The organism is Ruegeria sp. YTSC002, from assembly GCF_059609845.1.
In genome coordinates this window covers 169,142-194,293 of sequence record NZ_JBXWML010000003.1, presented here as the reverse complement: position 1 = coordinate 194,293, position 25,152 = coordinate 169,142, and the positions used below count along the sequence as shown (strand labels likewise).

Sequence of the window (25,152 nt, the reverse complement as noted above, 5' to 3'; positions counted from 1 at the left end):
TGGCAGGGGGCCGCTTTTTTCTTTGCCGCGCCGTCGTTCAATCGATTGCCCCATCTGACTTGCCCCGGCAATTCGTTGGGTTTTCAATTGGCCGCAGCACCACGCAAGTTTCAGCACTGGCGATGGCATCGCGACCACCAACGAAATCGGAACCAGGCGTCCATTTGGCAATTTGAACACCCGTCACCGGATCGTGCGAAACAAACGGATGGCTCACCTCGGCTTTTTTGACGGTTGGTCAATAGTCACGCTCGAAGAACACACCCACGCCGGTTTCTCCTCGGCCATCCACCGTACCGCGCACCGTGAAATTGTCCGTGACATCAAGGTTCAGGTTCACTTCGGTGTCACCTTCGGTGTTCACGGTGAAGTCTGTATAAAGGTTTTCACCCAGATACGCGCCTGCGCCCAAACGGCCCGCGCCGCTTTCCGTAGCACCTATGTCAACCGTATCCACTCCGGTGGAGTCCCGCAGGCCTTTGGTTGCATCACCTCCCGCACCGCTGAGCTGCGCCAGCGATGCCGCCATCTGCGCGATCAGGAACGGCGAGATTTCTGAAAACCGGTTCCCGAACAGCAACATCGCCAGCGCTTCTTCAGCCGGGCGTTCGGGGTCGGAAAACACATCGACTTCTGGTGAATCCAGCGGACCCGCAATTTCGATTGTTGCCGTGCCGTCAGACGTGCTGGCCGAGGATTCGAACTCGATGTACGGGGTCAGGTCGCCCTGCAACGTGACGATCCCCTTGGTCAGCGCCAATCTGCGGCCCAGAATGTCGAAATTCCCCCGGATTAGTTCGATCTGACCGGACGGAACAACAGATGCTGTGGTGCCGCCGATGAGAATCCGACCGCCCAGTTCTGCATTCACGCCTCGCCCTCTGACGAAAACCGCCTTGGGTGCAAGCAGGCTGATATCCAGCGCAATACGTGACGCGCTTTTCTCGGATCCTTCGGTCACGACCAATCCGGCACGCTCTCGCGTGATGAAACCGGCACGGCTTTCGTTGATGTGCTGGATGTCCGGGATAGGTGCCGCGCCCACGGCGCCGGACGCGGCTGCAAGGTTGATGTTGGTTTCGTCAAACGTGATCTGACCGGCCAAAGAACTGTCTCTGGCCAACGCCCCGGTCATGGCAATCTGACCGTTCAGGGTGGTTTCATAGAGCAACCGATCCGTCAGCACGAGGTCGTTCAGAGTGGTGGTAATCTGGGCGTTGAACGGAGGGGTCAGGTCAACAGGTCCGTCGACGGTAAAGTTGCCGCCCGCCCGAACTCCGCCATTCAGTGTGATGGTTGCGCGGCTTTGCGCCAGATCCACCTGACCACTGATCCCGGTAATGGTCTGGCCAGCACCCGGAACGGCAAGAGATGTGCCCGAAGTGGTGATCGATCCGCTCAGCGACGCCAGCGCCGGAGCACCTTTGAGTGCCAGATCGAAGCGCGCCGACCCGTCGATCTTGTTTGGTGTGATGAAGACATTCGCGATTCCAAGGTTTATGCCGCCCTGAGCCGTCAGATCCGCCTGACTGCGGGTTTCATCAAAGGTGCCGGCCAAGGTGGTGTCTATGTCGGCGGGCCCTTGCGCCTTGGCGTCGATCGTCCAGACTCCATTGTCGCGCTGGGCCGTCCCTGTTGCTGCAACGGTGCCGGGAAACTCTGGAACAAACCGCTCGATCTGGTTCAGTTTGGCGTCAAAGTCGACGTCGGCAGACCCATCCCGCTCAACCGTTCCCTGAAGGCTGGCGTATGAGCTGTCAGGTCCGTCCAGGCGGGCAGTGCCTTCCAGCCCAGAACTGGTCGGAGCGACGTTCCCGCTCAGGTTAAGCGGGCCGGACAAGGTTTGCGACAGACGAGCAAGGTCATCCAGTTTGGCGGAAAAGTCCAAGCCGCCAGCGTTTCGGTCCAACTTGCCTGATGCATTTGCCGACAGGGCGGTTCCAATCAGTTGGAACGTGCGGATGTTCAGGCCTTCGTCGTTGTTCACCGCGTCCACGGTCAGGTTCGTTCGCCCCTGGATCAGGTCGTCAACGGCGTCGATCCCGGTTTTGATATCGTCCGCAGCCAAATTGCCTTTTACGTCGAACGCCTTGCTGCCGACCGCGCCCTGGCCGGCAACATCGGCACGGATCGCCCCAGCCAGATCGCGTTTGGCAAGGTTTGAAAACGGTGACAGGTCCGGGATGTTCAGATTGGCCTGCCCGTCAATAGCCAAAGCATTCTTTGGATCGTCTATGGTGGCAGAGACCTTGGCGGTCAGGGCAGAACCGTCCACCGTCGCGTCGCGGATCACAATCCGTTCCTGGTTCAGCGCACCGTCGAATGTGATCTCGTTGCGATCGGCCAACAGCGGATCAATCTCGGTCAGGCCGGTTTTGATGCCCCGGCCCGATACGCTGGCCGTGCCGTCAAACTCCAGCGTCTGAACGGTTCCTTTTCCGTTCAGTTTTGCTTGCACTGCACCTCCGAGTTCGCGTTGGGCAAGGCCGGAAAACACGGACAGGTCCCGGGAATTGACCGTCGCCTGACCATCGATCGTCACGTTGCCATCAGGGGTCGTTACCGTGCCGTCGGCCTGGGCGCGCATGGTATCTCCGATCAGGGTGAAATCTCGGATGGTTACGCCATCTGCGCCGCGCCTGGCGTCGAGCGTTATCGTTGTATTGCCCTTGATCACCGGATCGATGTCATCACGCCCGGTCGAGAGGTCGGTTCCTTCGACCTCCAGCTTGCCGTCGAAACTGCCTTCCAGTGGCGAGCCCCGACCGGTCACCTTGGCCGAGACCTCGCCTCCCAACTCCAGTTGCGCCAGTTCCGAAAACCGGGACAGATCCGTGGCTTTCAAAGTGGCGGTGCCGTCGACGGCCAAACCGGAGGACAGGCCGCTGACCAATGCGTCGACGCCCAATTCGTAATCCGAACCGACCAGTTCGAGACCTGTCAGGTTCAGGGATTGGTCACTGCCATATTCGAAAGTGCCATCCAGAGTGACGAGGTCGCCTATTGCTGCATTCAGGGCCTCGTCCGCCAGACTAATACCGTCCAACGCGGCCTGCAGGTTGCCATTGATTTTTAGCGCTGCGCCCTGTTCCAGGGTCCCGTGAGCAGTAATTTGCGCGCGCTCCAATTCAACCTGCTCGGCCTGCACGGCATCTGCTGTCAGACTCAAGTCCCAATGATTGCCATTTTTTTCGTCGTACAGCGCCGAAATCTGTGCTGCTCCAACGGACGTGTCACCGCCCGAGGCTGGAAGAGTTACCCTTTCACCCTCTGGTGGCGTTATGCGTCCTTGCAGGGCCGCGAGTTGCAATCGCCCACCCGCCGCCAATTGTAGCTGGCCTTTCAGGTTCAGTGCTTGTGACGAGATCTCAAGCTCGTCAATTTCCAGCGCACCCTCAGGTTGGGTTCGCCCATCCACATAGAGCTGTGTTTTGGCACCGAAAAACGTATCCATTTCTTCGGCGACAAAAGGTGTCAAATCACCACCGAGATCGGCAGTAAACGCAATGCCATCTTCTGCGCTGGCCGCGGCAGTCGGGGCCGAGCGTAACCGAACCTGCCCTGTCACCCGAGGCTGACCATCGCTGCTGAGGCCGATATCTGCGGTGAAGTCGGTCACCGGTCCGGACCCTTTCGCGGTCAACCCAATCGGTGGACTGTCCGGAATTTTCAGAGCGGCCGAGATCAGGCCGCCCGCTGCCTCTGTCACCTGAAGGTCAAGATCGATCTGGCTGGTTGAATTCTGGAAGCCCGCTGCCAGCTTGATTTCATCGCCCGCCCGGTCCAGCCGGGTGATATCCAGATCGGTGTCCAGCGTCCCGTCGGCAAGTGACAGGTTGCCATTGACCGCCAGTTCTGCGGCCACTCCGATCAGAGGCTCGCCCAAAGCCAGCTCGTCGACACGAATTTCACCGATTTCGATGGCAACGGGCAGTTCAGGCAGTTGGAAACCTTTTGCCTCTGCGGTTGGCGGCGGCGTATCTTTGGTGGTGGTGCCCGGCGCGCGGGCGACGTCGATCTCTTGTGCAGTCAAGGCATTGACCGAGAACCGCCCACGGATCAAAGCCAGCCGGTTCCAGTCAAGTTCGGCATCCTTTATGGTCAGCCAGACCCCTTCGTCATCGGCAACCGTGATCTCGGCAATCGTGGCACGTGAACTCAGCGCACCTTGCAGGCCTTTGACGGTGACGTTCTGATCGTCGCCCGACAGTGTATCCTGTAGGAACCGCTCGATCATGCTACCGCCTTGGTCCTCCTGCGGATGTCCGGCCACAGGCACGACCGCCAGCGCGCCGATCAGCAGAGGGTATGAAAGGTACCGTCTCAAAATGCCTGTCCGATCCCAATGTAGAACTGTAGCCCGTCCCCGGTGGGGCCGCTGACAGGATAGGCCAGATCAAGACGCAGGGGGCCAAACCCGCCCAGATCATATCTTACGCCGATACCGGCGCCCGAGTGGTCTTCCGCGCCGCTGCCGACAAAGGAAGACGTATCGACGACACCGTAGTCATAAAACCCGACCAGCGACAGGCTGTCGGTAACCTTGCCTCGGATCTCACCGGACAAGCCAATAAATGACTTGCCGCCTGCGACGCCGGTCCCGACCGGAATGCCGAGGCTTTCATACGGCTGCCCGCGCACGGTTCCCGCGCCACCGGAAAAGAACAGAAAATCAGGTGTGACACCGTCTGCGGGTGGGCCAATCACGGATCCCAATTGCGCCCGCCCCGCCAGTACAATCCTTCCTCCGGTGCCAAGGCTGGTATAGGCGCGGCCATCGAAAAACAGACGAATTCCAGTGTCGCTGCCGGAAAAGCCGACAAAAGGCATGATCTGGGAATCCAGATAGAAACCGCGCGTGGCGCTGACTTTGCTGTCACGCTCATCCCATTCGGATCGGAACGGCACGATGAAATACCTGAACTTGCGCCCGCTGCCATATGCGTCATCTGCATCCGACCACTGAAATCCGGCCGATGCCTCGGCGTAAAGATTGTCCGAGAACGTTCGGCGCGCACCATAGGCCAGCGACGCCACCGTCACATTGTAGTTTTCCGTGTTGCGGCGTTCCAGCAGGGCGCTCCAGAAGGTGTTGTCATCAGGGCCAAGCCGGTCGGGTTGATCCAGACGCAATCCGATCCGGCCATCAATATCCTCTGCACCGCCAATATTTCGGACCGCCGCTTCGAAGCGCAGACGTTCTGCGCGCCTGAACATGTTGCGATGGGTCCACGTCGCGGTCACATCCACACCATCACGAGAGGCCAGTTCGACACCAAAGGTCAACCGACGTTTGGGCAGGTCTTCGAACGTGGCATCGAAATCCAGTGTGCCATCCGGATTCGGCGTCTCTCGTTCCTGCAACGAGACCACGTTGAACGTGCCGGTCCGGCGCAACCGTGTTCCCACCTTCTGAATTTTCTCGGGCGAATAGACCTCGCCACTGGGGAAGCCGGCGATCTTTTCGATGGATCTGTGGCGCACGTCTGAATTGCCCTTGATGAACATTTTGCCAAATGTCAGCCTGCGCCCGGGGTCAAGATCGATCTGAGCATCCAGGCGGGCCTGGGCGTGGCGCGCGATGATTGTCTGACCCGCAATTCCGGCTTTTGCGTGACCCGCGTCCCTCCAGCCCTGAACACCGGCCGAGGAGGCCTGTTGAATGGCACCGGTCGTCGCCAGTTTCCCTGGGGCAAAGTCCTCGGGCAGTTCCGTTTCAGGGGCCAGGGGCTGAACTGTGGCGGTGCCGAATTTGAAGCGTGGCCCGGTTTCGACGGTAATCGCAGCACGGTTGATTTGTGCAGGCACCGTGAGAGAGCTCAGCTCGGCCGCTTCCTGTCCATCAAGCTTGATGCTGACGACCGGGCTGAAATACCCTTCGTCGTACAGGATTTGCACAATCGTTCGGTAATCCGACAAGGCTCCCGAGAGGATTTCAAGCGGGGTGTCGAGGCCGCGTTCTTCAGCCGTGGTTACCGAGGATGTCTTTTCGAGGCGCTCAACCAGTTCTTTAGATGCGCCGGGGGCGTAAAGTGAGGTTTCCAGCGCCGCCAATGTGGTTGGGGCCAAAGTCACGACTGCGGCCATCAGCCAGCGCCCCAGACGGCATTGCCGCTTGCTCCTTCGCATGAATTGCCCCAACTGTCCCAATTCCAGTTCTCTTGCCCGCGTCATGCACGGTCGTTTGAATTCAGGTTAGAGCATCTGAATGCGGATGGGGAAAGGAATTATGCATGAGACGCGTTTTTTTGGGCCAAATTGTGTTGACGTCACCGCCCGGCTATTCGGCTGCCATAAGGCGGGCCACGTCCAGCATTCGCGCCGAAAACCCCCATTCGTTGTCGTACCAGCCAAAGACCCTGACCTGATTTTCACCCACCATACGGGTCTCGGGCCCGGCAATGACCAGCGATTCAGGGCGGGCCCGCAGGTCGGACGAGACCAGCGGCAAGTCAGTCCAGCCAAGCACAGGCGATGCAGCAACGGCCTGCTTCAGGGCGTGATCGAAGGTTTCGGCACTCATGCCGCGCTGCAATGTGACCACAAGGTCCACGGCTGACACACTTGCCGTGGGAACGCGGACAGCCGCGCCCGAAATGCGCCCGGCCAGATGAGGCAGGACGACATCGATCAGGTGCATCGCACTCGATGTGGTCGGCACCATCGACAATGCCCCCGCCCGAGAACGGGCCAGGTCGCCGCGCGGGGCATCTACCATTGGCTGGCTGTTGGTATAACAGTGGATGGTGGTCATGTGCCCCGATGCGACGCCGCCGATCTCGTCTATGACCTTGACCAGTGGCACCAATCCGTTGGTGGTGCAGGATGCGTTTGACACAATCCGGGCGCTGCCCAGCTGGTCTTCGTTCGCACCCAGAACGATGGTGACATCAGCGGCGGGGGAGGGGCCCGAGATCAGCACTTTGCCTGCGCCCGCGGTCAACCCGCGACGCGCAACGTCCGAACTGCGGGCGATACCGGTACAATCCAGCATGACGTCAACGCCCGACAGATCAACGCGGGACAGATCGGCGCTGTGGGTCATGGGAATCGCGCGTCCATCCACGATCAGCGCAGCGTCCCCCCCGGACACATCGCCGGGATAGGGGCCGAATGTGCTGTCGTATTTGAACAGGTATGCGCAGGTTTCCAGCGGCGCGATGTCATTGATCAGCACCAACTTGATATCTGCCCCTTCCGGCAGGGCCAGAACCTGCCGCAGGATCGTGCGGCCAATGCGGCCGAATCCGTTAATCGCGAGTTTCATGCGCAAGCTATGGCAGGCCGGTCGGGCGACCTCAATGCCTGATCTGACGCCGTGTCAGTTGCAGCTGACCTGCGAGAAAAACTGGCCCGAAATGTTCTGATACATGCTGGCCACGATCGGTTTGCACCCGGTGGCCTGCTGAATCGCGGCGATGGCCTGAACGGTGCGCAGGCGCGGCGGCTGGCCGAAGGGGTTGAGGTTGTTGTTGTCACGCGTGGCGCGATAGACGACCGGCGCGTCGGAAACCTGTGTCACCGCCCAGGTGCGGCTCATGACGAAGACGGATTTGGTTTCTTCTTTGGCCGAGATGGGGGATGCAAAAAGGGCCGCGGATGAAGCGAGTGCTGCGACGGCCAGCAGGGCAGGGCGTAGTTTCATGGAACAATCTCCAGTGCTCAAAATCAGAATTTACTTGGATTTCAGCAAATTCCAGCCCGCCTGTGAAGCCCCAAGGTCAGAAATATGCGGCGCCACCCCGTCGGCCAGGTGTTCCCGGCAAGCTGTGGGCAATGGCAAATGCCGGTTGCAGCCCTTGTGCCGCCAATGCCTGAACCACCCCGGATCGCCCGCGTTGCGGGCTTGCGAACAGAAGTCTCGCAGACAGGGCTGCCCGGGGTGTTTTGAAGGTTCGCCTCAGGGGCTTGGCCCTGCCGGGTTAGGGGTATAACCTTGACCACAAATGATTTCAGCTCTGCGAGGCCGCCATGAATGCCACATTTTTTACCGCCGTCGCCGCATGCGGCATTCTATTGATGAACACCGTGGTCGAGGCCAAGCCTCTGTCCCGAATCATAGCCGAGATGGGGTTGTCTCCGGCAGATTTCGAAGTGGTAAACGCAGCCTCGAACGCGCTTTTGACCAGTGGCACACCATCCGTAGGTCAGGAACGGTCATGGAAGAATGACGACACGGGTTCCAAGGGTACAATCCGGGTGCAATCGGTACAGGGAAATTGCGTTGGCCTTCAGCATGTGATTCAGCCGGACGGTGGTGATCAAAGCAGGGAAATCCGAACCCGCCGCTGCAACGACGGCAACGGCAATTGGATCCTTACGCCCTGATCATCAGGTCAGATTTCAGTAGCCCTGATCGCGATTGACTTCATGCAGCAAGGGCGCGCCGGAACAGAGTCGTTGGAAGTTTTCAGCCACATCCGACAACGCATCGCCCAGATGCCAGCCTGAAACATGAGGCGTGATCGTCACGCCGGGGTGGCGCCACAGCGGGCTGTCTTGTGGCAGGGGTTCCCGCGAGGTGACGTCCAACACGGCATGCCCCGGAATACCTGCGTCCAGTGCCGCGATCAGGGCGACCTCATCAATCAGATTTCCGCGCCCCGCGTTCAGCAACTGACTGCCGGGTTTCATCGCCGCCAGCATCCGGGCATCAAACAGGCCAGCGGTTTGAGGGGTCGAGGGCAGGATCGCGCAAACGTGGTCACATTGTCCTAGAAGCGCGGGCAACGCGTCCTGCCCATGCAAACAAGTTACGCCGTCAATGACCTTGGGCGTACGGCTCCAGCCCATCACCTGAAAGCCCACGGCGCGCAGCATCCGCGCGGTGCGGGCACCGATGTGGCCAAGACCCAGAACGCCGACCACGGTGTCTGGGGTAAAAACCGGTGCGCGCGGGGACCACTCGGCGCGGGATTGGGCCGCTTCGTGAAATGCCATGTGTCGCTGAGAGCGCAGGATATAGGCCAGAAACCACTCGGCAATGCCTTGCGCCGGCGCGTCGGGCTTCAGGCGGGCGATGCGAACATGACCGGGCAGACCGGGATGGCTGACAATGGTTTCAACTCCTGCGCCCAGCTTTTGAACCAGTTTCAGGTTGGGCAGTCGCGTCGGGTGGTCACGTTGCATATCAACCACGGCCAGCATCGTTATGTCATCCGGGTTTCCCAACGTTTCCGCGGTGCGAATATCCGCATCCGGCAACACCGCCCGTAAACTGCGGGCAATTTCGTCATCACTTATCCAGTTGGACAGCCCGGTTTCGATCAACAACGCCATGTACGGCTCCTGCTTAGGTTTGATGCGGTGACGTCCCGTCACTACGGTGGACAGGGCCCGGGCAGTTAAGCCATCCTTGCGGCAAAAGTATAGCCCGGACCCGGTGCTTGACAGGGACAATTCCGAAAACATGACATTCAGCCTGGCCCCGCAAATTCATGATCATCTGCAAGACGTTGCCGATATGACCGGGTTCGAGATCATGCGGCTGGAGGGCACGTGTTTCCCGGGAGGTGAAAGCGAAACTGATCGCAAGGCCGGTGTGTCCAACATTTTCGCCCCCCGCCGTCGGAATGGCGAAAGTGGTTAAACACCCGGGCCCAGATGAATTGAAACGATTTGCACAAGAATAGACCCGAGGAACACATGGCGGAAGCGCTCGATTTTACGGACAAGACCTATTTTCATCAGCGCGATGACGGGGCCTTTATTGGCAACGATGCCGCGCGCGGGCCGTGGTCTGCCGCACATTGCCACGCGGGGCCGGTCAGCGGCTTGATCGTACGGGCCGCAGAAACCGAAATCGGCCCCGAAAAGATGCTGACCCGACTGACTGTCGATTTGTTGCGGCCACTTCCATTGGCCGGGCTCCGTGTCGCGGCAGAGACCACGCGCCATACCAAGACGCTGGGCACCACGCGGGTCACGGTACACGATCTTGATGACACGCTCTGCGCCACGGCCACCACGATGCATCTTTTGCGGCGCGATCTGGGGCAGGTGCCGAATGTCGAGATAGATGCGCCGAGGATAGAGGACGTTGTCGAGGGCCCTTTTCCGATAGGTGAAATTCGCCACGAATTGCCCGGTTTCGCCCATTACAGCGATATTCGCTATCCGACAGGGGGAAAACAGGGTGCCGGGCCCAAAACAATTTGGATGCGCACTCCGCAGCTTTTGCAGGGCGAGGATCAGTCGCCCATACAGGCCCTGTGCCCGTTGGCGGATTGTGGCAACGGTATCTCGTGGAACGCGCCAACCTCGGAAATGGGGTTCATGAACACCGACCTGACCGTGCATATCCACCGTGAACCGGTTTCGGACTGGCTGGCATCCGAGTCGGTTTCGCATTGGCAGCCTTCCGGCATCGGCATGTCTCAGTCCGTGCTCTTTGATACGCAAGGTCCAGTGGGTACTGCGCTGCAAACACTGGTTCTGTTTCCGCCGACCTGATGTCGGGCCGGATTTCGCATCGGGATTGAAAATGTCGTTGCCGCCAAACGGAGGGAGACCTATCTTGATCTCATGCGTTACCTTATAACCACTTTGATCCTTTGCTTGCCGATGCAGACCAACGCCCACCCGCATGTCTTCATTGATACCGGGCTGGAATTCATCGTGGATGACGCTGGTCAACTGACCCATGTCCGCGTGACCTGGGCGTATGACGAATTCTACTCGTTGCTGGTTCTGGAAGACATGAAGCTGGATCAGGATGCCGACGGCGTTCTGACACAAAGCGAAGAACGGTTCCTGACCGGGTTCGATACGCAGTGGGTGGAAGGATACAACGGCGATCTTGTCGTTACCGCAGACGGAAACCCGGTTGCACTTTCCGGTCCGATGGAGGCGCACGCGACAGTTGAAGACGGGCGCGTTGTCACCACGCATCTCAGGGCGGTGGAAGCCGGTGCCGTGCCTGCCACGGCATTGTCCGCAAAGGCATTTGATGAGACGTTTTACACCGCCTACGAGGTGACGCGGCCCGTGACCGTCACAGGCCCTGTTGCGTGCCGGATGGATCGGTTTGACCCGGACATCGACGGGCAACTTGCGCAGATGCAGGCGTTCCTGCTGACACTGGACGCAGATTATGACCTCGAGGAAAACGATATTCCTCTGGTCGGTGAAAGCTTCGCGACCGAGATCCGTGTTTCATGTCCCGCTACCTGATTGTTCCGGTTGCTCTTGCCTGCGGTTTGCTGCTCTGGTTCTGGGGCAGCGGTGGTTTTGACAGTCTTGCGGCCTGGGCCGCGGGGGAGCAACGAGAATTCCAGAACCAGATCGCCCGGTCCTTGCGTGCCGCGCGCGCCGAGCAGCCCGAGGCGGTGGCAACGCTGCTGACGGTCTGTTTCGCCTACGGGTTCTTTCATGCCATCGGCCCCGGCCACGGAAAGGTCCTGATCGGGGGCTACGGTTTGGGTCGGCGTGTTGCTTTCTGGAGGCTATCGGCGATCAGTGTATTGTCCAGCCTCGGGCAGGCGGTGACGGCCGTCGTACTGGTCTATGCCGGGGTGCTGGTGTTCCAGATGTCCCGCGAAAGCCTTGTTGGAACGACGGAACAGGTCATGGCTCCGATCAGCTACGGTGCAATTGCCCTTATCGGTCTTTGGCTGGTGGTCCGGTCCTTGCTCAGTTTCGCAAGGAGACGGAAAACCGCGTCGTCCCATGATCACCATCATCGTGAAAACGATCACACGCATCATCACCACCACGAAGGAGAGGTCTGCTCAGATTGCGGTCACCGCCATGGCCCCACCGCGCAGGAAATTGCAAATGTGGGTTCACTGCGCGAGGCCCTGATCCTGATTGCGGGCATCGCGGCGCGACCGTGCACAGGGGCTTTGTTCGTGCTGATCCTGACGTGGCAGATGGGCATCGCGATGGTCGGTATCGCCGGGGCCTTTGCCATGGCATTGGGCACGGCGTTGGTGACGACCTTGGTGGGATGGACGTCCTTTGGCCTTCGCGGAGGTCTGCTGGCCTCAGCCTCGGCCACACGGTTCGCATCGGTGTTGGCCCCAACCATCGAACTGGTCGCCGGGCTGATCATTGCCGTGATCGCAAGTGGCTTGCTTCTGCGAGCGATTTAGGTCAGTCGAATACCGGTTCCGGGTAACCAACCCGCGCCAGATACAGCCCTTGCGGCGGGCACACTGGCCCGCAGGCCGCACGGTTGGCGGCTTCCAACGCCTCGCGAACATCTTCCGGGGTCCACGCGCCGGCGCCCACACGTTCCAGGGTTCCGACGAAACTGCGCACCTGATTGTGCAGGAATGACCGTGCCCTAACGTGGAAATGGACCTCGGGGCCGGAAAATCCCTGAACCTGTTCAACCCGCAACTCATCCAGAGTTTTGACCGGGCTGGCCGCCTGACAAATCGACGACCTGAAGGTCGTGAAATCATGGCGACCCAGCAGCATGTTCGCCCCTTCCTGCATGGCCTCGACATCCAGCGGATGATTGATCTGCCAAACCTGCCCTTTGTCATGGGTTGCAGGCGCGCGCCGCATCAGGATGCGGAACAGGTATTGCCGTTCGACCGCCGAAAACCGGGCGTGCCAATCCGCGTCGACCCGTGCTGCCTCAACAATCGCCACCGGCTGCGGTTTGAGGTGATAGTTCAGCGCCTCGGACAGGCGGAACGGATTCCAGTCCTTGGCCATGTCGCAATGAGCAACCTGTCCCAATGCATGAACACCTGCGTCGGTGCGCCCTGCGGCAGCAATCGTATGCGCACCCGGTTGAATGCGGGACAGGGCCTGTTCGATTGCCCCCTGCACGGACGGTTGATCCTTTTGCCGCTGCCATCCGGCAAACGGCTCCCCCTGGTATTCGACTTTCAACGCGTATCTGGGCATGTGCCGCTGGTACAGCGCGGCGCGGGAACGGGCAAGGGGGCGAAAGCGCTGGTATGTGCGGTACCCTCTACCTATCTTGGGTGAAACGATAATTGCGGGGCGACGGATTGGTCATCTCATCACTGGCAGACAGTCTTGTGCGCGGCGTCGAAACCATCGGCGACAGCGTCTCCGAGACGTTTTTTGAGCCTGTCATCCGCCTGGGTGTCACCGGGTTGGCGCGGTCGGGCAAGACGGTTTTCATCACCTCGCTGGTGGCGAACCTGCTGGATCGGGGGCGTATGACCGGGTTGGTTGCGCAGCAGGAAGGACGGATCAACGCCGCCTATCTGCAACCGCAGCCCGATGACACCGTGCCCCGGTTCGATTATGAAACGCACCTGTCCGCCCTGACCGGTCCGACACCGCACTGGCCGGACAGCACGCGCGCGGTGTCAGAACTGCGCCTGTCCTTCAAAGCCCGCCCAGCCGGCTTGCTTGCTGGCTTGCAGGGACCGCGCACCGTTCATCTGGACATTGTCGATTACCCCGGCGAATGGCTTCTGGATCTGGCCTTGCTGGACAAGTCGTATGCAGACTGGTCTCGGGAAACACTGACACGTATCGAGGCCCGCTCGGAGGCTGCCGGGTATCTGGCCCAGGTCAATGCCGCAGACCCGTCCGGCGCACATGACGAGCCGACGGCGCAAGCGCTGGCATCGTCTTTCACGACCTATCTCAATCAGGCGCGTGAAGCGGGGTACTACGACTGTACCCCCGGGCGTTTCCTGTTGCCGGGCGATCTGGCAGGCTCTCCGGTTCTGACCTTTGCGCCGTTGGTGGTGTCTGGCCCGTCGCGGCGCAGAACGCTTCAGCGCGAGATGGAACGGCGATTTGAAGCTTACAAAGCGCAGGTCGTGAAACCGTTTTTTCGGGATCACTTCTCGCGGATCGACCGGCAGGTGGTTCTGGTTGACGCGCTGGGCGCAATTCACAAGGGACCGCAGGCGGTCGAGGATATGCGCCGCGCCATGGCTGATATCCTGTCGGCCTTTCGCCCCGGCCGAAATGCGTGGCTCAGCCAATTGCTGTTGGGCAAGCGGGTCGAACGCATTTTGTTTGCGGCGACAAAAGCCGACCATTTGCATCACACCCAGCATCCCCGCCTGACCGCGATCATTGAAGCATTGACGCGCGAGGCGCGCGATCGGGCGAGTTTCGCCGGGGCCCGGACCGAGGCCCTGTCTCTGGCATCGCTGCGCGCAACGACCGAAGAATTGCGCAATCACAACGGGACAGAATTGCCATGCGTTCGGGGTACCTTGTTGGATAATGGGAAACAGGCTGCCTTCTACCCCGGTGAATTGCCCGAGGATCCAGCGCATCTGCTGGGCCCGGCCCGAAATGGGGCTGATACGTGGTTGGGCGAAGACTACGGCTTCATGGCCTTTGCCCCGGCCCGGCTGACCATGAAACCCGGTGACGGCCCGCCGCATATCCGACTGGACCGTGCCGCCCAGTTTTTGATTGGAGATCGGTTGTGACGGTACTTCTGCGTCCCGCACGCCCAACGGATGCAGGTACCATCGGGACAATCCTGCATGGCTTCGCCCTGGAAAACGACTGGATGCCTGAATTGCACAGCTGCGCCGAGACCATCGCCTTCTGCGGTCGAATGATTGATCAGGAATGGGTGACCGTGGCTGAAACCGAGGCCGGCGTTGTAGGTTTTTTGGCGCTCGACGGTCGTGAAATCCATTCGCTTTATCTGGATGTTTCGGTTCGGGGCCGCGGGATTGGCCGGCAATTGCTGGATCATGCCAAATCGGCCCGCTCAGAGCTGAGCTTGTACGCGTTTCAGGACAACGCCCGAGCGTGCCGGTTTTATGAACGTAACGGCTTTGCCGAGGTGGCCCGCAGCGATGGGGCGGATAATGACGAAAACCTGCCGGACATATTGTTTGTCTGGCGCAGTGAGGGTGTGATCCATGGCTAAAGGCCCGGTTTTGATCGATCTTGAAACGGATGAGCCCCCTGCCGATGTCGCCAAGGCCCCGCCGGTGCCGGACATCGCGCAACCGCAAGGGCAGGCGATGCAAAGCGCGGCACGGCTGGCGGCGCGCAAACCATCGGCTCTGGCACGCTGGTTCTGGGGGCTGGCCCTGGCAGTGGTCGGGGCGGCCGTATCGGTGGCCGCGTGGGATTTTGCAACCTCGCTGGTGGCGCGGACACCTGTATTGGGTTGGATCGTAACCGGATTGATCGCCGCGCTGGTTCTTGTGGCGCTTATGATCGCTGTCCGTGAACTGGCCGCATTGGGGCGATTGTCCCGCGTAGATGGCCTGCGTCGGGCCGCAGACACCGCATTGGCCGAGGACGATCTGGCTCAGGCCCGTGCGGTCACCAACCGTATCATCGCATTCTACAAAGGCCGGGAAGACACGCGCTGGGGCCGCGAACGATTGACCGAGCGGATGGCGGACCAGTTCGATGCGTCAGCTCTGCTGGAACTTGCCGAAGATGAACTGCTGGCCCCTCTGGATCAAGCAGCCAGCCGCGAGGTCGAGGCCGCGGCCCGGCAAGTTGCAACCGTAACCGCATTGGTGCCATTGGCGCTTGCGGATGTGATAACCGCGCTGGCCGCGTCGTTGCGGATGATCCGCCGGGTTGCGGAAATCTATGGCGGGCGTGCGGGTGCGCTGGGCGGCTGGCGTCTGACCCGCAGTGTATTTGTGCATCTGGTGGCGACAGGGGCCGTGGCCGTCGGCGATGATCTGCTGGAGCCTGTCCTGGGCGGTTCCGTTTTAAGCAAACTGTCCCGCCGGTTCGGAGAGGGTCTGGTCAACGGGGCGCTCAGCGCCCGTGTGGGTGTGGCCGCGATGGAGGTGTGCCGTCCGCTGCCCTTCTCGGACAGGCACAAACCTTCGACGCGGGGCATCATCAAACGCGCCTTGCAGGGCCTGTTTTCCAAGGGTTGATCCAAAGCAAGGCGCCCCGGCCTGCGCTTCGACACACTGAAAGTGTCAAAGGAGCCAGCCATGACGGATCACGGTCACAGCCCGCAGGAAATCGCCGAACGGATCAACGCACCGCCTGGACGAGGTGTGTTGCGCGATGTCGTCTATGGCGGCATCGACGGGTCCGTCACCACATTTGCCATTGTGGCAGGCGTTGCAGGGGCAGGTCTTTCCCCGTTCGTTATCGTGGCGCTTGGCCTGGCGAATGTTCTGGCTGACGGGTTTTCGATGGCTGCGGGCAATTATTCGGGCACCAAGGCCGAACTGGACAACATTCGCCGCATCCGCGCGGTCGAGGAACGCCACATTGCGTTGTACCCGGATGGCGAGCGCGAAGAAGTGCGAGAGATCCTTGCGCAAAAAGGGCTGTCTGGCGGCATTCTGAATGAGGCCACGGCAGAGATCACCTCGAGCACCGAAAACTGGATCAACCTGATGATCGAAGGTGAATATGGTCTGGGCAGTGTCGACCCGCATCCAATGAAAGCCGCATTGGCTACCTTCTTTGCGTTTCTGGTGGCGGGGATGATCCCTTTGCTGCCGTTCCTGGCGTCCTTGCCAAACGCATTTGCGATCTCGGCCTGGATGACCATGGCTGTATTCTTTGCGATTGGCGCGCTCAAAAGCCGGTGGTCACTGGCCCCCTGGTGGCGGTCGGGGATCGAGACGTTTTTTATCGGCGGGCTGGCCGCGCTGATCGCGTATCTCGTCGGGTCCCTGTTCCACCCATGAGTTTTGCAGCGCTGGGATGACGGTTCTTGCGGCAGGCGTTACCGGAGATCCCGGACCTTTTCAGGCCAACGATCGCGCGCCTGACGATTTCGGTGTTTTAGATCGGGTCACAGCTTTCCTGACTGTCACTTTCGGACGGCTCAAGATAGCCTGACCTTCAAAAGGATCGGAGACTCGGTTGGAATCGCTGCTTGTTCTTGTTGGCCTGATTGTTCTGGCCATCCCTGTGACATTGATTGCCCTTTTGGTCGGGCATTCCCGTTTGCGGCGCCGGGTAGAGCAGCTGGAAGCGCAAATCGACGCCTTGGCCTCAGGTGATGCGACCGTCCTGCCGCAACCGGAACAGGAAACGCCTGCACCGCAACCTGCTGCTGAAGAGAAGCCGCGCAGGCCGGCACCCTGGTCAGCACCAAAGCGGCAGGAAGACAACAGTGCCGACGCTCAGGATGCAGAGGTTTCTTCTCCGGCTGTCGTGTTTCGCCATGACAGGTTTGCGGCTTTGGGCGCGTGGCTGCGCGAGAACTGGTTTTATGTGGTTTCGGCCCTGTCTCTGGCGCTGGCCGGTATTTTCCTTGTGCAATACGGCGTCGAAAACGGTTTGCTGCCTCCGGCGGCCCGTGTTTTAGCGGCCCTGGGTTTCGGCGCTGTTCTGATCCTTGCAGGCGAGGTGTTGCGCCGTAAATTCGGGGATGACGAAGCGGCGGCCACTGCCTATTTGCCCTCGGTCTTTTCCGGTGCCGGGCTTGTCACTTTGTTCGGGGCCATCCTGTCCGCGCGCCAGCTGTACAACCTGATCGGTGCCGAAACGGCACTGGCAGGGATGGTCGTTGTCGCGCTGGTGGGCCTTGTTTTGGGGTGGTTCCACGGTCCGCTGCTGGCTGCGGTCGGTCTGATCGGAGCCTTTGCCGCTCCTTTCCTGGTTGGGGGCGCGTCTGATGATCCCTCTTGGCTTTATGCGTATTTCCTGCTGGTTGCCGTCTTGGGGCTGGGTATCGACACGGTACGGCGCTGGGCATGGATCTCGGTCCTGACGCTGTTCGGGGCCTATGCGGCGAACCTGCTTCTGGTGACCGGGGCGCCGAGTACGGAATCGGGATACCTGATCGCCGCAACGGTGCTGGCGCTTTTGGCAACCGCCATCCCGGTGCGGCGCATTTGGCCTAATCACGCGGGCCCCATGCTGTCTGAGATGATCCGCCATCCCAAGGTTCGCCCCTGGCCCGAATTCCCAACCCGTCTGGCTGCCGGGGCCATCGCGGCAAGTACGGTGATCCTGTCCTGGCATTGGGCGGATACGGAACCCGAATTCTGGTTGGGCGTCAGCCTGTTGTCCACCCTCGTTCTGGCGTTGCTCCTATGGGCCAAGGATGCACCGGCCCTCCGGGACCTGACTGTCCTGCCTGCGGCCGGTCTGGTGGTCTTTGTCGCCTCTCACGGGCTTGAGAACGGCGCGGTTCTGGACAGGTTCGCGGACACTTACGCGGAAACACCCGAGGCCGACTATCCGATGGTGGTGACTGTTCTGGTCGCCTTGGGAGGTTTGATGTCGGCCCTGATGGCCTGGCGGTCATTCACGACAAGCCAGTATCGCGCCGTCTGGGCCGGAGGAGCCGCGCTTTTTGCCCCTGTGCTGGCCATCGCGCTGGAAATAGGCTGGCATCCGGCTTCGGTGATAGGAGCCTACCCCTGGGCGCTCCATGCGATCGCACTGGCGGTGCTGATGGTGGTTCTGGCAGAACGTTTTGCCCGTGTTGACGGCGATGACCGGATGCGAGCGGCTCTGGCCACTCTGTCCGCGCTGTCGTGTCTGGTGTTCGCTTGCGTCATCGTGCTCAGTTCATCGGCGCTCACGGTTGCTCTGGTCGCCAGTGTCGTGGTTGCCGCAGCGTTGGACCGCAGGTTCATCCTGCCGCCGATGAGCTGGTTCATCTGGGCGGGTGTCTTTACCGTCACGGTGCGTCTGGTGCTTGATCCCGGGCTGGACTGGGCCAATTCCGCTCCGGTGTCTGAGATGGCGATGGTCTATGGCGCGGCCACATTGGGATTTGTCGTGGGCTGGTGGCTTTTGCGTCCGTTGAAGCGCCCTCTGGCGGCGCTGCTGCTGGAAAGCGCGGCCTGGGCGACAGCGGGTATCCTGCTTTCATTGCTGCTGCTGCGTTGGCTCGAAGGCTTCGGAGAGGGCGGCGCTGACAACAGCCATTGGGGCCTGGGTCTGCTGGCCGTCATCTGGCTTTTGCTTGCGTTCGCGCAGGTGCAGAGGTTCGGGCTGGGTGGCAAACTGAACTACCTGCGATACCTGCTTGCTCTGTTCTTTGCGGCTCATGGCCTATTCTATCTGTTGCTGGCATTGGCGGACCAGAACCCCTTGTTTGATCCGAATGCAGATCCGGTGCTTGGGCCGCCGGTTTTGAATACGCTGGCCGTTGCCTATCTGTTGCCCGCATTGGCCATCGGCGGTTCGGCCTGGAGGATCCGGGAAATGCCGAGACCGATCATGCAAGCAAGCTTTGCCGTTGCAGGGGTGTTGGCCGCAGTTTGGTTGGGTTTGACGATCCGTCACGTCTGGCAGGGCGCGGCGGGTATGTATGAAGGCAACGGCGTCACGCAGCCCGAGCTCTACACCTATACCATCGTTCTACTGCTGATCGGGGCCGCTCTGTTCTATCAATCTCTGGCCCGCCGATCCGACCTTATGCGCAAGGCCGGGCTGGCAGTGATCGGGTTGGCGGTTGCCAAGGTCTTCCTGATCGACATCGCCGGTCTGGGGGGGCTGATCCGGGTGTTTTCGCTGTTGGCGCTGGGCCTTGCGCTGGCCGGTCTTGCGTGGCTGAACCGGTGGGCGAAACTGCGCCATTCGCCGCAGCGGGCAGAACCTCTGGACCATTAGGTGCAGGCGTCATATAAGCGCGGCCATGCATGACCGGATGGCCATCATTATTCGAATTATATCCCCGGCGCTCTGATATCGCGAGACGCCGGGCAAAGGTGTTTGAGACTTCGCACCGACCGCTTCGATCCAATAGACGACCAGATCATCCAAAGGACGCCCCAAATGTGCGCCGACACGATCCAGACACCTGACTACAAAGACACGTTGAACCTGCCCAAAACCGATTTCCCCATGCGCGCCGGCCTGCCGAAACGCGAACCCGCATGGCTGGAACGGTGGGAGACCATCGGCGTCTATGACCGCCTGCGCGAGAAAAAGGGCCGCACACCCTTTACCCTGCACGATGGCCCCCCTTACGCGAATGGTCATCTGCATATCGGCCACGCGTTGAACAAGACTATCAAGGACATGATCGTGCGCTCCCATCAGATGATGGGCTTTGACGCGCGATACGTCCCCGGCTGGGACTGTCACGGCCTGCCGATCGAATGGAAGATCGAGGAACAGTACCGCAAGAAGGGCAAGAACAAGGACGAGGTGAACATCGTCGACTTCCGTCAGGAATGCCGCAAGTTCGCCGAAGGCTGGATCGACATCCAGCGCGAAGAGTTCAAGCGCCTGGGCATCACCGGCAACTGGGCCGATCCCTATATCACAATGGACTATCACGCCGAAGCCGTGATCGCGGACGAGTTCATGAAGTTCCTGATGAACGGCACGCTTTATCAGGGCTCGAAACCCGTTATGTGGTCGCCGATCGAAAAGACGGCGCTGGCCGAGGCCGAGGTCGAGTATCACGACAAGGAAAGCTTCACCATCTGGGTGAAGTTCAAGGTCGTGAATGCGGGCGATCTTGATGATGCCTATGTGGTGATCTGGACGACGACCCCATGGACCATGCCGTCGAACAAGGCCGTCGTCTATGGCAAGGACATTTCCTACGGTCTCTACGAAGTTACTGACACGCCCGAGGAATGCTGGGCCAAAGTGGGCGACAGGTTCCTGTTGGCCGACAACCTGGCCGCCGATGTACTGGGCCGTGCCCGTCTGAACGACGATCAGTGGACCCGTGTGCGCGACGTGACCGCTGACGAATTGGAGAGCGTTCAACTGCTTCACCCGTTGGCTGGGGCCGAAGGCGGCAACGGTGAATGGGACGACATCCGCGATTTCCGCGCCGCTGACTTCGTGACCGATACCGAAGGCACCGGATTCGTCCATTGTGCACCGTCCCACGGGATGGAGGAATTCGAGCTGTACCGTGATCTGGGCATGCTGGAGCAGGTCATCACCTATAACGTGATGAATGACGGCTCGTTCCGCGCTGACCTGCCGTTCTTTGGCGGCAAATACATCCTGTCCCGCAAGGGCGGCGAGGGTGACGCCAACAAGGCGGTCATCGACAAGCTGGCCGAGGTCGGCGGGCTGCTGGCGCGCGGCAAGATCAAGCACAGCTATCCACATTCGTGGCGCTCCAAGGCTCCGATCATCTACCGCAACACGCCTCAGTGGTTCGCATCCGTCGACCGCAAGCTGGATGACGGCATGGGAGAGATGGGCGACACCATCCGCGAACGTGCCCTGCGGTCGATTGACGAGCTGGTGAAGTGGACGCCGCAGTCCGGCCGCAACCGTCTGTATTCGATGATCGAAGCACGCCCGGATTGGGTTCTGTCGCGCCAGCGTGCATGGGGTGTGCCGCTGACGTGCTTCACCAAGAAGGGCGCTCTGCCCACCGATGCGGATTACCTGCTGCGCAACGCCGAACTCAACGCCCGCATCAAGGCGGCGTTCGAAAAGGACGGCGCAGACGTCTGGTACACGGACGGCTTCAAGGAAAAGATCCTCGACGGAATCGTCAATCCTGACGACTACGATCAGGTCTTTGACGTTCTGGATGTGTGGTTTGACTCGGGTTCCACCCACGCGTTCGTTCTGCGGGATCGCGAGGACGGGACCGAGGATGGCATTGCCGATGTTTTCATGGAGGGCACCGACCAGCACCGCGGCTGGTTCCATTCGTCCATGCTGCAAGCCTGCGGCACCAAGGGCCGCGCACCGTACCGGAACGTGGTGACTCACGGTTTCACACTGGATGCCAAAGGCAACAAGATGTCCAAATCGCTGGGCAACACCATCGTGCCGGAAGAGGTCATCAAGCAATATGGCGCCGATATCCTGCGCCTGTGGGTGGCCCAGACCGATTATACCGCAGACCAGCGGATCGGGCCGGAGATCCTGAAAGGCACCGCCGACAGCTATCGCCGCCTGCGCAATACCATGCGGTTCATGCTGGGATCATTGGCCGACTTCACCGAGGCAGATCGGGTTGATCCCGCAGACATGCCGCGCCTTGAACGCTGGGTACTCAGCCGTCTGGCCGAGTTGGACGAACAGGTCCGCAAGGGCTATGCCGCGTTCGACTTCCAGGGCGTGTTCAGCGCGGTGTTCAACTTTGCCACCGTAGACCTGTCGTCCTTCTATTTCGACGTTCGCAAGGATGTTTTGTACTGCGACGGGGATAGCACACGCCGCCGCGCCGCGCGCACTGTTCTGGATATCCTGTTCCACCGTCTGACCACCTGGCTGGCCCCGGTTCTGGTCTTCACCATGGAAGAGGTCTGGCTGGAACGGTTCCCGGGCGATGACAGTTCGGTCCATCTGGTGGACTTCCCGGACACACCGGCCGATTGGCGCGATGCCGAGCTTGAGGCCAACATGGCCAAGGTGCGCCGTGTGCGCCGGGCCGTGACCGCCGCGCTCGAGGTTCAGCGTCAGGACAAGGTGATCGGTTCCAGCCTCGAAGCGGCACCGATCGTGCATGTCGAGGATGGCGATACCCGCGATCTGCTGGCCACGTTCGACGTGGACGACATGTGCATCACTTCGGGCCTGACGGTGACCGGCGATCCCGCCCCGGCCGAGGCGTTCCGTGTGCCGGAAATCGAAGGCGTTGCCGTCGTATTCGAAAAAGCAGAAGGCGAGAAATGTCAGCGCTGCTGGAAAATCCTGCCTGATGTGGGCCGTCACACCCACGCGGGCGTCTGCGGGCGCTGTGACGAAGCGCTTGGATGAGTCAATTCGCCCCCTCGGGTTCACTCGGGGGGGCTTTCCTGCCTATGTCTGCACTGCCTGCGGGACAGGATTGAACAGATCAAAGCCAATGGCAGGGTCCGTCAGCGCTTTCCAAACCTGGTAATCCGTGAAGTAGCCGGTATGCCCTCCGGGATCGACCGGGATGTTCCGGTTCGCAAAAATCAGCCCCCCCTCGATTTCCGTTCCAACAAAATCGTCCTGCCGGAAGATGTTGAACCACGCGGCGTTCAGATGACTGGCCGCAAGTGTGAACATTTCGGGAAAATAGCGCTGATAAATATGCGTGACCGGGGAACCCATCGTAACGAGAGTCAGAGGTCGGTTGCCAATACGCTTTTGGACACGTGGGTCCGTAAGCATCTGTGTGGCAATCACGGTGCCCTGCGAATGGGATATCACCGTGATATGATCCGCTGGAAAGATATCGAGAACATAGTACAAGGTGCGATAGAAACGCTCGTCTATCGCCTTGCGATCCGGATAGTTGCGTTGCCGCGTTTCCAGGTCTTTTCCCAGATAGCACTTGTCGCGAATGGCGTAGGTGACGATATCCCGTGCCACGCCCAGCCCGGCGGAAACAAAATCAGAAAACCGGTACATCAATGCAGTTGCACCAAGAACGACCAGGCCGATTTCGCCCTGCGAACAGGCCAACCTGTCCAAAGCCCAAGAGATCAGGTTGGTTTCACCTATTCCCACGTTGCATGCGGCCTCAAAATTCTGGTTGGCCGCGATCTCTCGGATCGTGACCAGAACCAGCACGATTGTACCAAACAGAAAGACCCACTGTGCCAGCCGGTTCACAATCGCCCGGCTGATCAGACCGCTGCGGGTGTGAAGGTTGGCCTTGTATGTCTTGCGGCCTGCAAAAAGCCCGACGCCAACGAACCCCAACAGAACGATGGCCACAAAGGCCACGCTGAGTGTTTCGATGGACTCGTTCAAATTGCTTTCAAAAAGACGTTGCAGTTGACCGCCGGACAGGCCCGTAACAGTTTCCAGCAATTGCTCTATGGTCAACCAGAGACCGGAAATGAAGAACATCCAGAAAACCAGCATGCCTGCGCATATGCTGGGGTACAGGCGCCTGTGCTCGGTTAGCGTATCATTGATCTGAAGTTTCGCCAGAGACAGCGCGTAAAGGATGATCGTCAGGAAGATAAGTACAGCCCAGAAGATGGACAGCAGAAAAACCTGAAAAGCCACGAATTGCTCCAGGGCCGGTGGGCAGCTTTCCGTGTCGGAAGGGACGCAGGCCCACAATTTCAGGCCCAGCGGTCCAATGACCAGGCACAGGGTCAGTGCTGTTCCTATTCCGAGCATTCCGCGCCAGAAAACCCGCCAGAGATAGGTCGGCGCGGATCGGCCTTGCCCCAGCCCGACGATGGCCCCGCCGGCGTACAGCCCGAACAGCAGCCAGAACAACAGGGTAGGGTTCTGGAAAACCGAGACAGGTATCCGGTCGGTCATGACCGCTGCGGCACCGATCAGCAAAAAGACGTTCAGCGTCGCAACCGCACCGAAGAAGATCCATGTGAAAAGATGTACCAGCTGTGCCGCCAGTGTATTCCTGCCATTTGGTTGGTCCGAGGCAACGCCCCTGCGGCTGTGGGTTTGCTCGACATTGTCCATCGCCAGATATCCCAACGCCAGAACGACCCAGATCAGATCCAGCACGGTTTTGATCGCTCCTTTCGGGGCCGGAGAGCGATCAGCCCAATACACTTCGGCAAACAGGGCCTTATCCTGAGGAACGGCCGGGTCGGTCACCGTGCGCAGATTGACTTCGAACAGCTCTGCATTTCTTGGATTTCCGTCGAAGGTGGATTCGGCAAGTTCGATCATGCCGCGTTCGACTTCGATCGGTGGTCTGGGGTTTCCATCCAGCCAGGTTGTGGCCGCGCCGACCACCTGGTCGACGGTTTCGCCGGGTTTTTGTTCACCGATTCCATGTACCGTGAGGATCAAATGCCGACCCATTGCGTTCTCCAAAATCTCTTTAAGTAACGACAGAAGCATATCATGAATGGCACCAATGCCCAAAAATGACGTTTTGCGTAGCCTTGCACGCTCCCGCGCTTGCGCTGGGCGCTTTGATCTGAAACCGTCGGTCCATGGCGATGATTTCCGTTGAAACCCGGTTCGGGCGACTTGGTGTTGAAGAAACAGACGGGGCCCTTACGCGGCTTGTCTGGAACGGCAGGGACGAAGGAGAGCCGACCGCGCTGCTGCGCGAAGCCGCCGCCCAGTTGACGGCCTATGATGAAGGGCGGCTTGACCGTTTCGATCTGCCGTATCGCATTGACGGATCAGAGTTTCAAAAGCAGGTCTGTGACCTGATGTATGCCATCCCTCTAGGAGAAACGCGCACCTATGGCGATATCGCCAAAGAACTGGGGCGGCCCGCCCAGCCGGTTGGCCAGGCCTGCGGCGCAAACCCCATTCCCGTGATCATTCCCTGCCACCGGGTTCTGGCCGCAAATGGCCTGGGTGGTTTCTCGGGCGACGGTGGTGTTGAGACGAAAGTTGCCCTGTTGCGGCATGAGCGGGCGGCAGGTCTTTTGATCTGAGCGTCGA

General features: G+C 60.1%; 19 protein-coding genes. 12 read left to right on the top strand and 7 right to left on the bottom strand.

The annotated features are described in order from the left end of the window. Window positions 1-238 precede the first annotated feature (238 nt). From AC2FFD_RS08535 to AC2FFD_RS08520, 4 genes are all read right to left on the bottom strand, one after another. Entirely contained in the window at window positions 239-4,327 is a 4,089-nt protein-coding gene (locus AC2FFD_RS08535) for a translocation/assembly module TamB domain-containing protein (protein ID WP_496872832.1), read from the bottom strand. Then, entirely contained in the window at window positions 4,324-6,087 is a 1,764-nt protein-coding gene (locus AC2FFD_RS08530; protein ID WP_496872930.1) for an autotransporter assembly complex protein TamA, read from the bottom strand. The genes AC2FFD_RS08535 and AC2FFD_RS08530 overlap by 4 nt, the downstream gene beginning before the upstream one ends. A gap of 193 nt (window positions 6,088-6,280) precedes the next feature. Further along, entirely contained in the window at window positions 6,281-7,267 is a 987-nt protein-coding gene (locus AC2FFD_RS08525) for a type I glyceraldehyde-3-phosphate dehydrogenase (RefSeq protein WP_496872831.1), read from the bottom strand. A 54-nt stretch (window positions 7,268-7,321) separates the two neighbouring features. After that, entirely contained in the window at window positions 7,322-7,645 is a 324-nt protein-coding gene (locus tag AC2FFD_RS08520; protein ID WP_496872830.1) for a hypothetical protein, read from the bottom strand. A 326-nt stretch (window positions 7,646-7,971) separates the two neighbouring features. Here AC2FFD_RS08520 and AC2FFD_RS08515 point away from each other — a divergent pair, with 326 nt between their 5' ends. Beyond that, window positions 7,972-8,328, top strand: coding sequence for a hypothetical protein (locus AC2FFD_RS08515; RefSeq protein ID WP_257600193.1), 357 nt, complete (start codon window positions 7,972-7,974; stop codon window positions 8,326-8,328). Between the two features lie 15 nt (window positions 8,329-8,343). On the opposite strand, the gene AC2FFD_RS08510 is transcribed toward AC2FFD_RS08515, so the two are convergent. Beyond that, the gene (locus AC2FFD_RS08510; protein WP_496872829.1) at window positions 8,344-9,279 is read right to left on the bottom strand and encodes a 2-hydroxyacid dehydrogenase; all 936 of its coding nucleotides are present in this window, start codon (window positions 9,277-9,279) and stop codon (window positions 8,344-8,346) included. Window positions 9,280-9,409: 130 nt separating this feature from the next. Between AC2FFD_RS08510 and AC2FFD_RS08505 the strand changes: the two genes are divergently transcribed. The 4 genes from AC2FFD_RS08505 (at window position 9,410) to AC2FFD_RS08490 (ending at window position 12,092) form a co-directional block, all read left to right on the top strand. After that, entirely contained in the window at window positions 9,410-9,589 is a 180-nt protein-coding gene (locus tag AC2FFD_RS08505; RefSeq protein ID WP_496872828.1) for a hypothetical protein, read from the top strand. A gap of 56 nt (window positions 9,590-9,645) precedes the next feature. Next, window positions 9,646-10,452 carry a thioesterase family protein gene (locus tag AC2FFD_RS08500; protein WP_496872827.1) on the top strand — a complete coding sequence of 269 codons (807 nt, stop codon included), beginning with the start codon at window positions 9,646-9,648 and terminating at the stop codon, window positions 10,450-10,452. A 72-nt stretch (window positions 10,453-10,524) separates the two neighbouring features. After that, window positions 10,525-11,172, top strand: coding sequence for a DUF1007 family protein (locus tag AC2FFD_RS08495; RefSeq protein ID WP_496872826.1), 648 nt, complete (start codon window positions 10,525-10,527; stop codon window positions 11,170-11,172). Continuing rightward, entirely contained in the window at window positions 11,157-12,092 is a 936-nt protein-coding gene (locus AC2FFD_RS08490; protein ID WP_496872825.1) for a nickel/cobalt transporter, read from the top strand. Before AC2FFD_RS08495 ends, AC2FFD_RS08490 begins: the two co-directional genes overlap by 16 nt. Before the next feature lies 1 nt (window position 12,093). On the opposite strand, the gene truA is transcribed toward AC2FFD_RS08490, so the two are convergent. Next, window positions 12,094-12,861, bottom strand: coding sequence for a tRNA pseudouridine(38-40) synthase TruA (truA, locus tag AC2FFD_RS08485; protein ID WP_496872824.1), 768 nt, complete (start codon window positions 12,859-12,861; stop codon window positions 12,094-12,096). 107 nt (window positions 12,862-12,968) lie between these two features. Here truA and AC2FFD_RS08480 point away from each other — a divergent pair, with 107 nt between their 5' ends. The 6 genes from AC2FFD_RS08480 (at window position 12,969) to ileS (ending at window position 22,554) form a co-directional block, all read left to right on the top strand. Continuing rightward, entirely contained in the window at window positions 12,969-14,384 is a 1,416-nt protein-coding gene (locus AC2FFD_RS08480) for a YcjX family GTP-binding protein (RefSeq protein WP_496872823.1), read from the top strand. Further along, on the top strand, window positions 14,381-14,836 hold the full coding sequence (locus tag AC2FFD_RS08475; protein WP_496872822.1) for a GNAT family N-acetyltransferase: 456 nt from the start codon (window positions 14,381-14,383) through the stop codon (window positions 14,834-14,836). Before AC2FFD_RS08480 ends, AC2FFD_RS08475 begins: the two co-directional genes overlap by 4 nt. Beyond that, a complete protein-coding gene (locus tag AC2FFD_RS08470) occupies window positions 14,829-15,818 on the top strand; it encodes a YcjF family protein (RefSeq protein WP_425079804.1) in 990 nt (329 codons plus the stop codon). Before AC2FFD_RS08475 ends, AC2FFD_RS08470 begins: the two co-directional genes overlap by 8 nt. A gap of 60 nt (window positions 15,819-15,878) precedes the next feature. Further along, window positions 15,879-16,589 (top strand): VIT1/CCC1 transporter family protein, encoded by a 711-nt coding sequence (locus tag AC2FFD_RS08465; protein ID WP_496872821.1) that lies wholly within the window; start codon window positions 15,879-15,881, stop codon window positions 16,587-16,589. Window positions 16,590-16,767: 178 nt separating this feature from the next. After that, window positions 16,768-19,476 (top strand): DUF2339 domain-containing protein, encoded by a 2,709-nt coding sequence (locus AC2FFD_RS08460; RefSeq protein WP_496872820.1) that lies wholly within the window; start codon window positions 16,768-16,770, stop codon window positions 19,474-19,476. Window positions 19,477-19,641: 165 nt separating this feature from the next. After that, window positions 19,642-22,554, top strand: coding sequence for an isoleucine--tRNA ligase (gene ileS, locus AC2FFD_RS08455; protein ID WP_496872819.1), 2,913 nt, complete (start codon window positions 19,642-19,644; stop codon window positions 22,552-22,554). Window positions 22,555-22,596: 42 nt separating this feature from the next. Here ileS and AC2FFD_RS08450 read toward each other — a convergent pair whose 3' ends face one another. Next, window positions 22,597-24,555, bottom strand: coding sequence for a lipase family protein (locus AC2FFD_RS08450; RefSeq protein WP_496872818.1), 1,959 nt, complete (start codon window positions 24,553-24,555; stop codon window positions 22,597-22,599). A gap of 134 nt (window positions 24,556-24,689) precedes the next feature. Here AC2FFD_RS08450 and AC2FFD_RS08445 point away from each other — a divergent pair, with 134 nt between their 5' ends. Next, window positions 24,690-25,145, top strand: coding sequence for a methylated-DNA--[protein]-cysteine S-methyltransferase (locus AC2FFD_RS08445; protein WP_496872817.1), 456 nt, complete (start codon window positions 24,690-24,692; stop codon window positions 25,143-25,145). The last annotated feature ends 7 nt before the right edge of the window (window positions 25,146-25,152 follow it).

Coding starts and splice junctions, on each gene's coding strand:
- AC2FFD_RS08495 (WP_496872826.1), top strand. CDS start 10,525: ATGCGTTACCTTATAACCACTTTGATCCTTTGCTTGCCGATGCAGACC.
- AC2FFD_RS08530 (WP_496872930.1), bottom strand. CDS start 6,087: ATGGCCGCAGTCGTGACTTTGGCCCCAACCACATTGGCGGCGCTGGAA.
- AC2FFD_RS08465 (WP_496872821.1), top strand. CDS start 15,879: ATGACGGATCACGGTCACAGCCCGCAGGAAATCGCCGAACGGATCAAC.
- AC2FFD_RS08500 (WP_496872827.1), top strand. CDS start 9,646: ATGGCGGAAGCGCTCGATTTTACGGACAAGACCTATTTTCATCAGCGC.
- AC2FFD_RS08490 (WP_496872825.1), top strand. CDS start 11,157: ATGTCCCGCTACCTGATTGTTCCGGTTGCTCTTGCCTGCGGTTTGCTG.
- AC2FFD_RS08450 (WP_496872818.1), bottom strand. CDS start 24,555: ATGGGTCGGCATTTGATCCTCACGGTACATGGAATCGGTGAACAAAAA.
- AC2FFD_RS08505 (WP_496872828.1), top strand. CDS start 9,410: ATGACATTCAGCCTGGCCCCGCAAATTCATGATCATCTGCAAGACGTT.
- AC2FFD_RS08520 (WP_496872830.1), bottom strand. CDS start 7,645: ATGAAACTACGCCCTGCCCTGCTGGCCGTCGCAGCACTCGCTTCATCC.
- AC2FFD_RS08525 (WP_496872831.1), bottom strand. CDS start 7,267: ATGAAACTCGCGATTAACGGATTCGGCCGCATTGGCCGCACGATCCTG.
- AC2FFD_RS08510 (WP_496872829.1), bottom strand. CDS start 9,279: ATGGCGTTGTTGATCGAAACCGGGCTGTCCAACTGGATAAGTGATGAC.
- AC2FFD_RS08515 (WP_257600193.1), top strand. CDS start 7,972: ATGAATGCCACATTTTTTACCGCCGTCGCCGCATGCGGCATTCTATTG.
- AC2FFD_RS08470 (WP_425079804.1), top strand. CDS start 14,829: ATGGCTAAAGGCCCGGTTTTGATCGATCTTGAAACGGATGAGCCCCCT.
- truA (WP_496872824.1), bottom strand. CDS start 12,861: ATGCCCAGATACGCGTTGAAAGTCGAATACCAGGGGGAGCCGTTTGCC.
- AC2FFD_RS08445 (WP_496872817.1), top strand. CDS start 24,690: ATGGCGATGATTTCCGTTGAAACCCGGTTCGGGCGACTTGGTGTTGAA.
- ileS (WP_496872819.1), top strand. CDS start 19,642: ATGTGCGCCGACACGATCCAGACACCTGACTACAAAGACACGTTGAAC.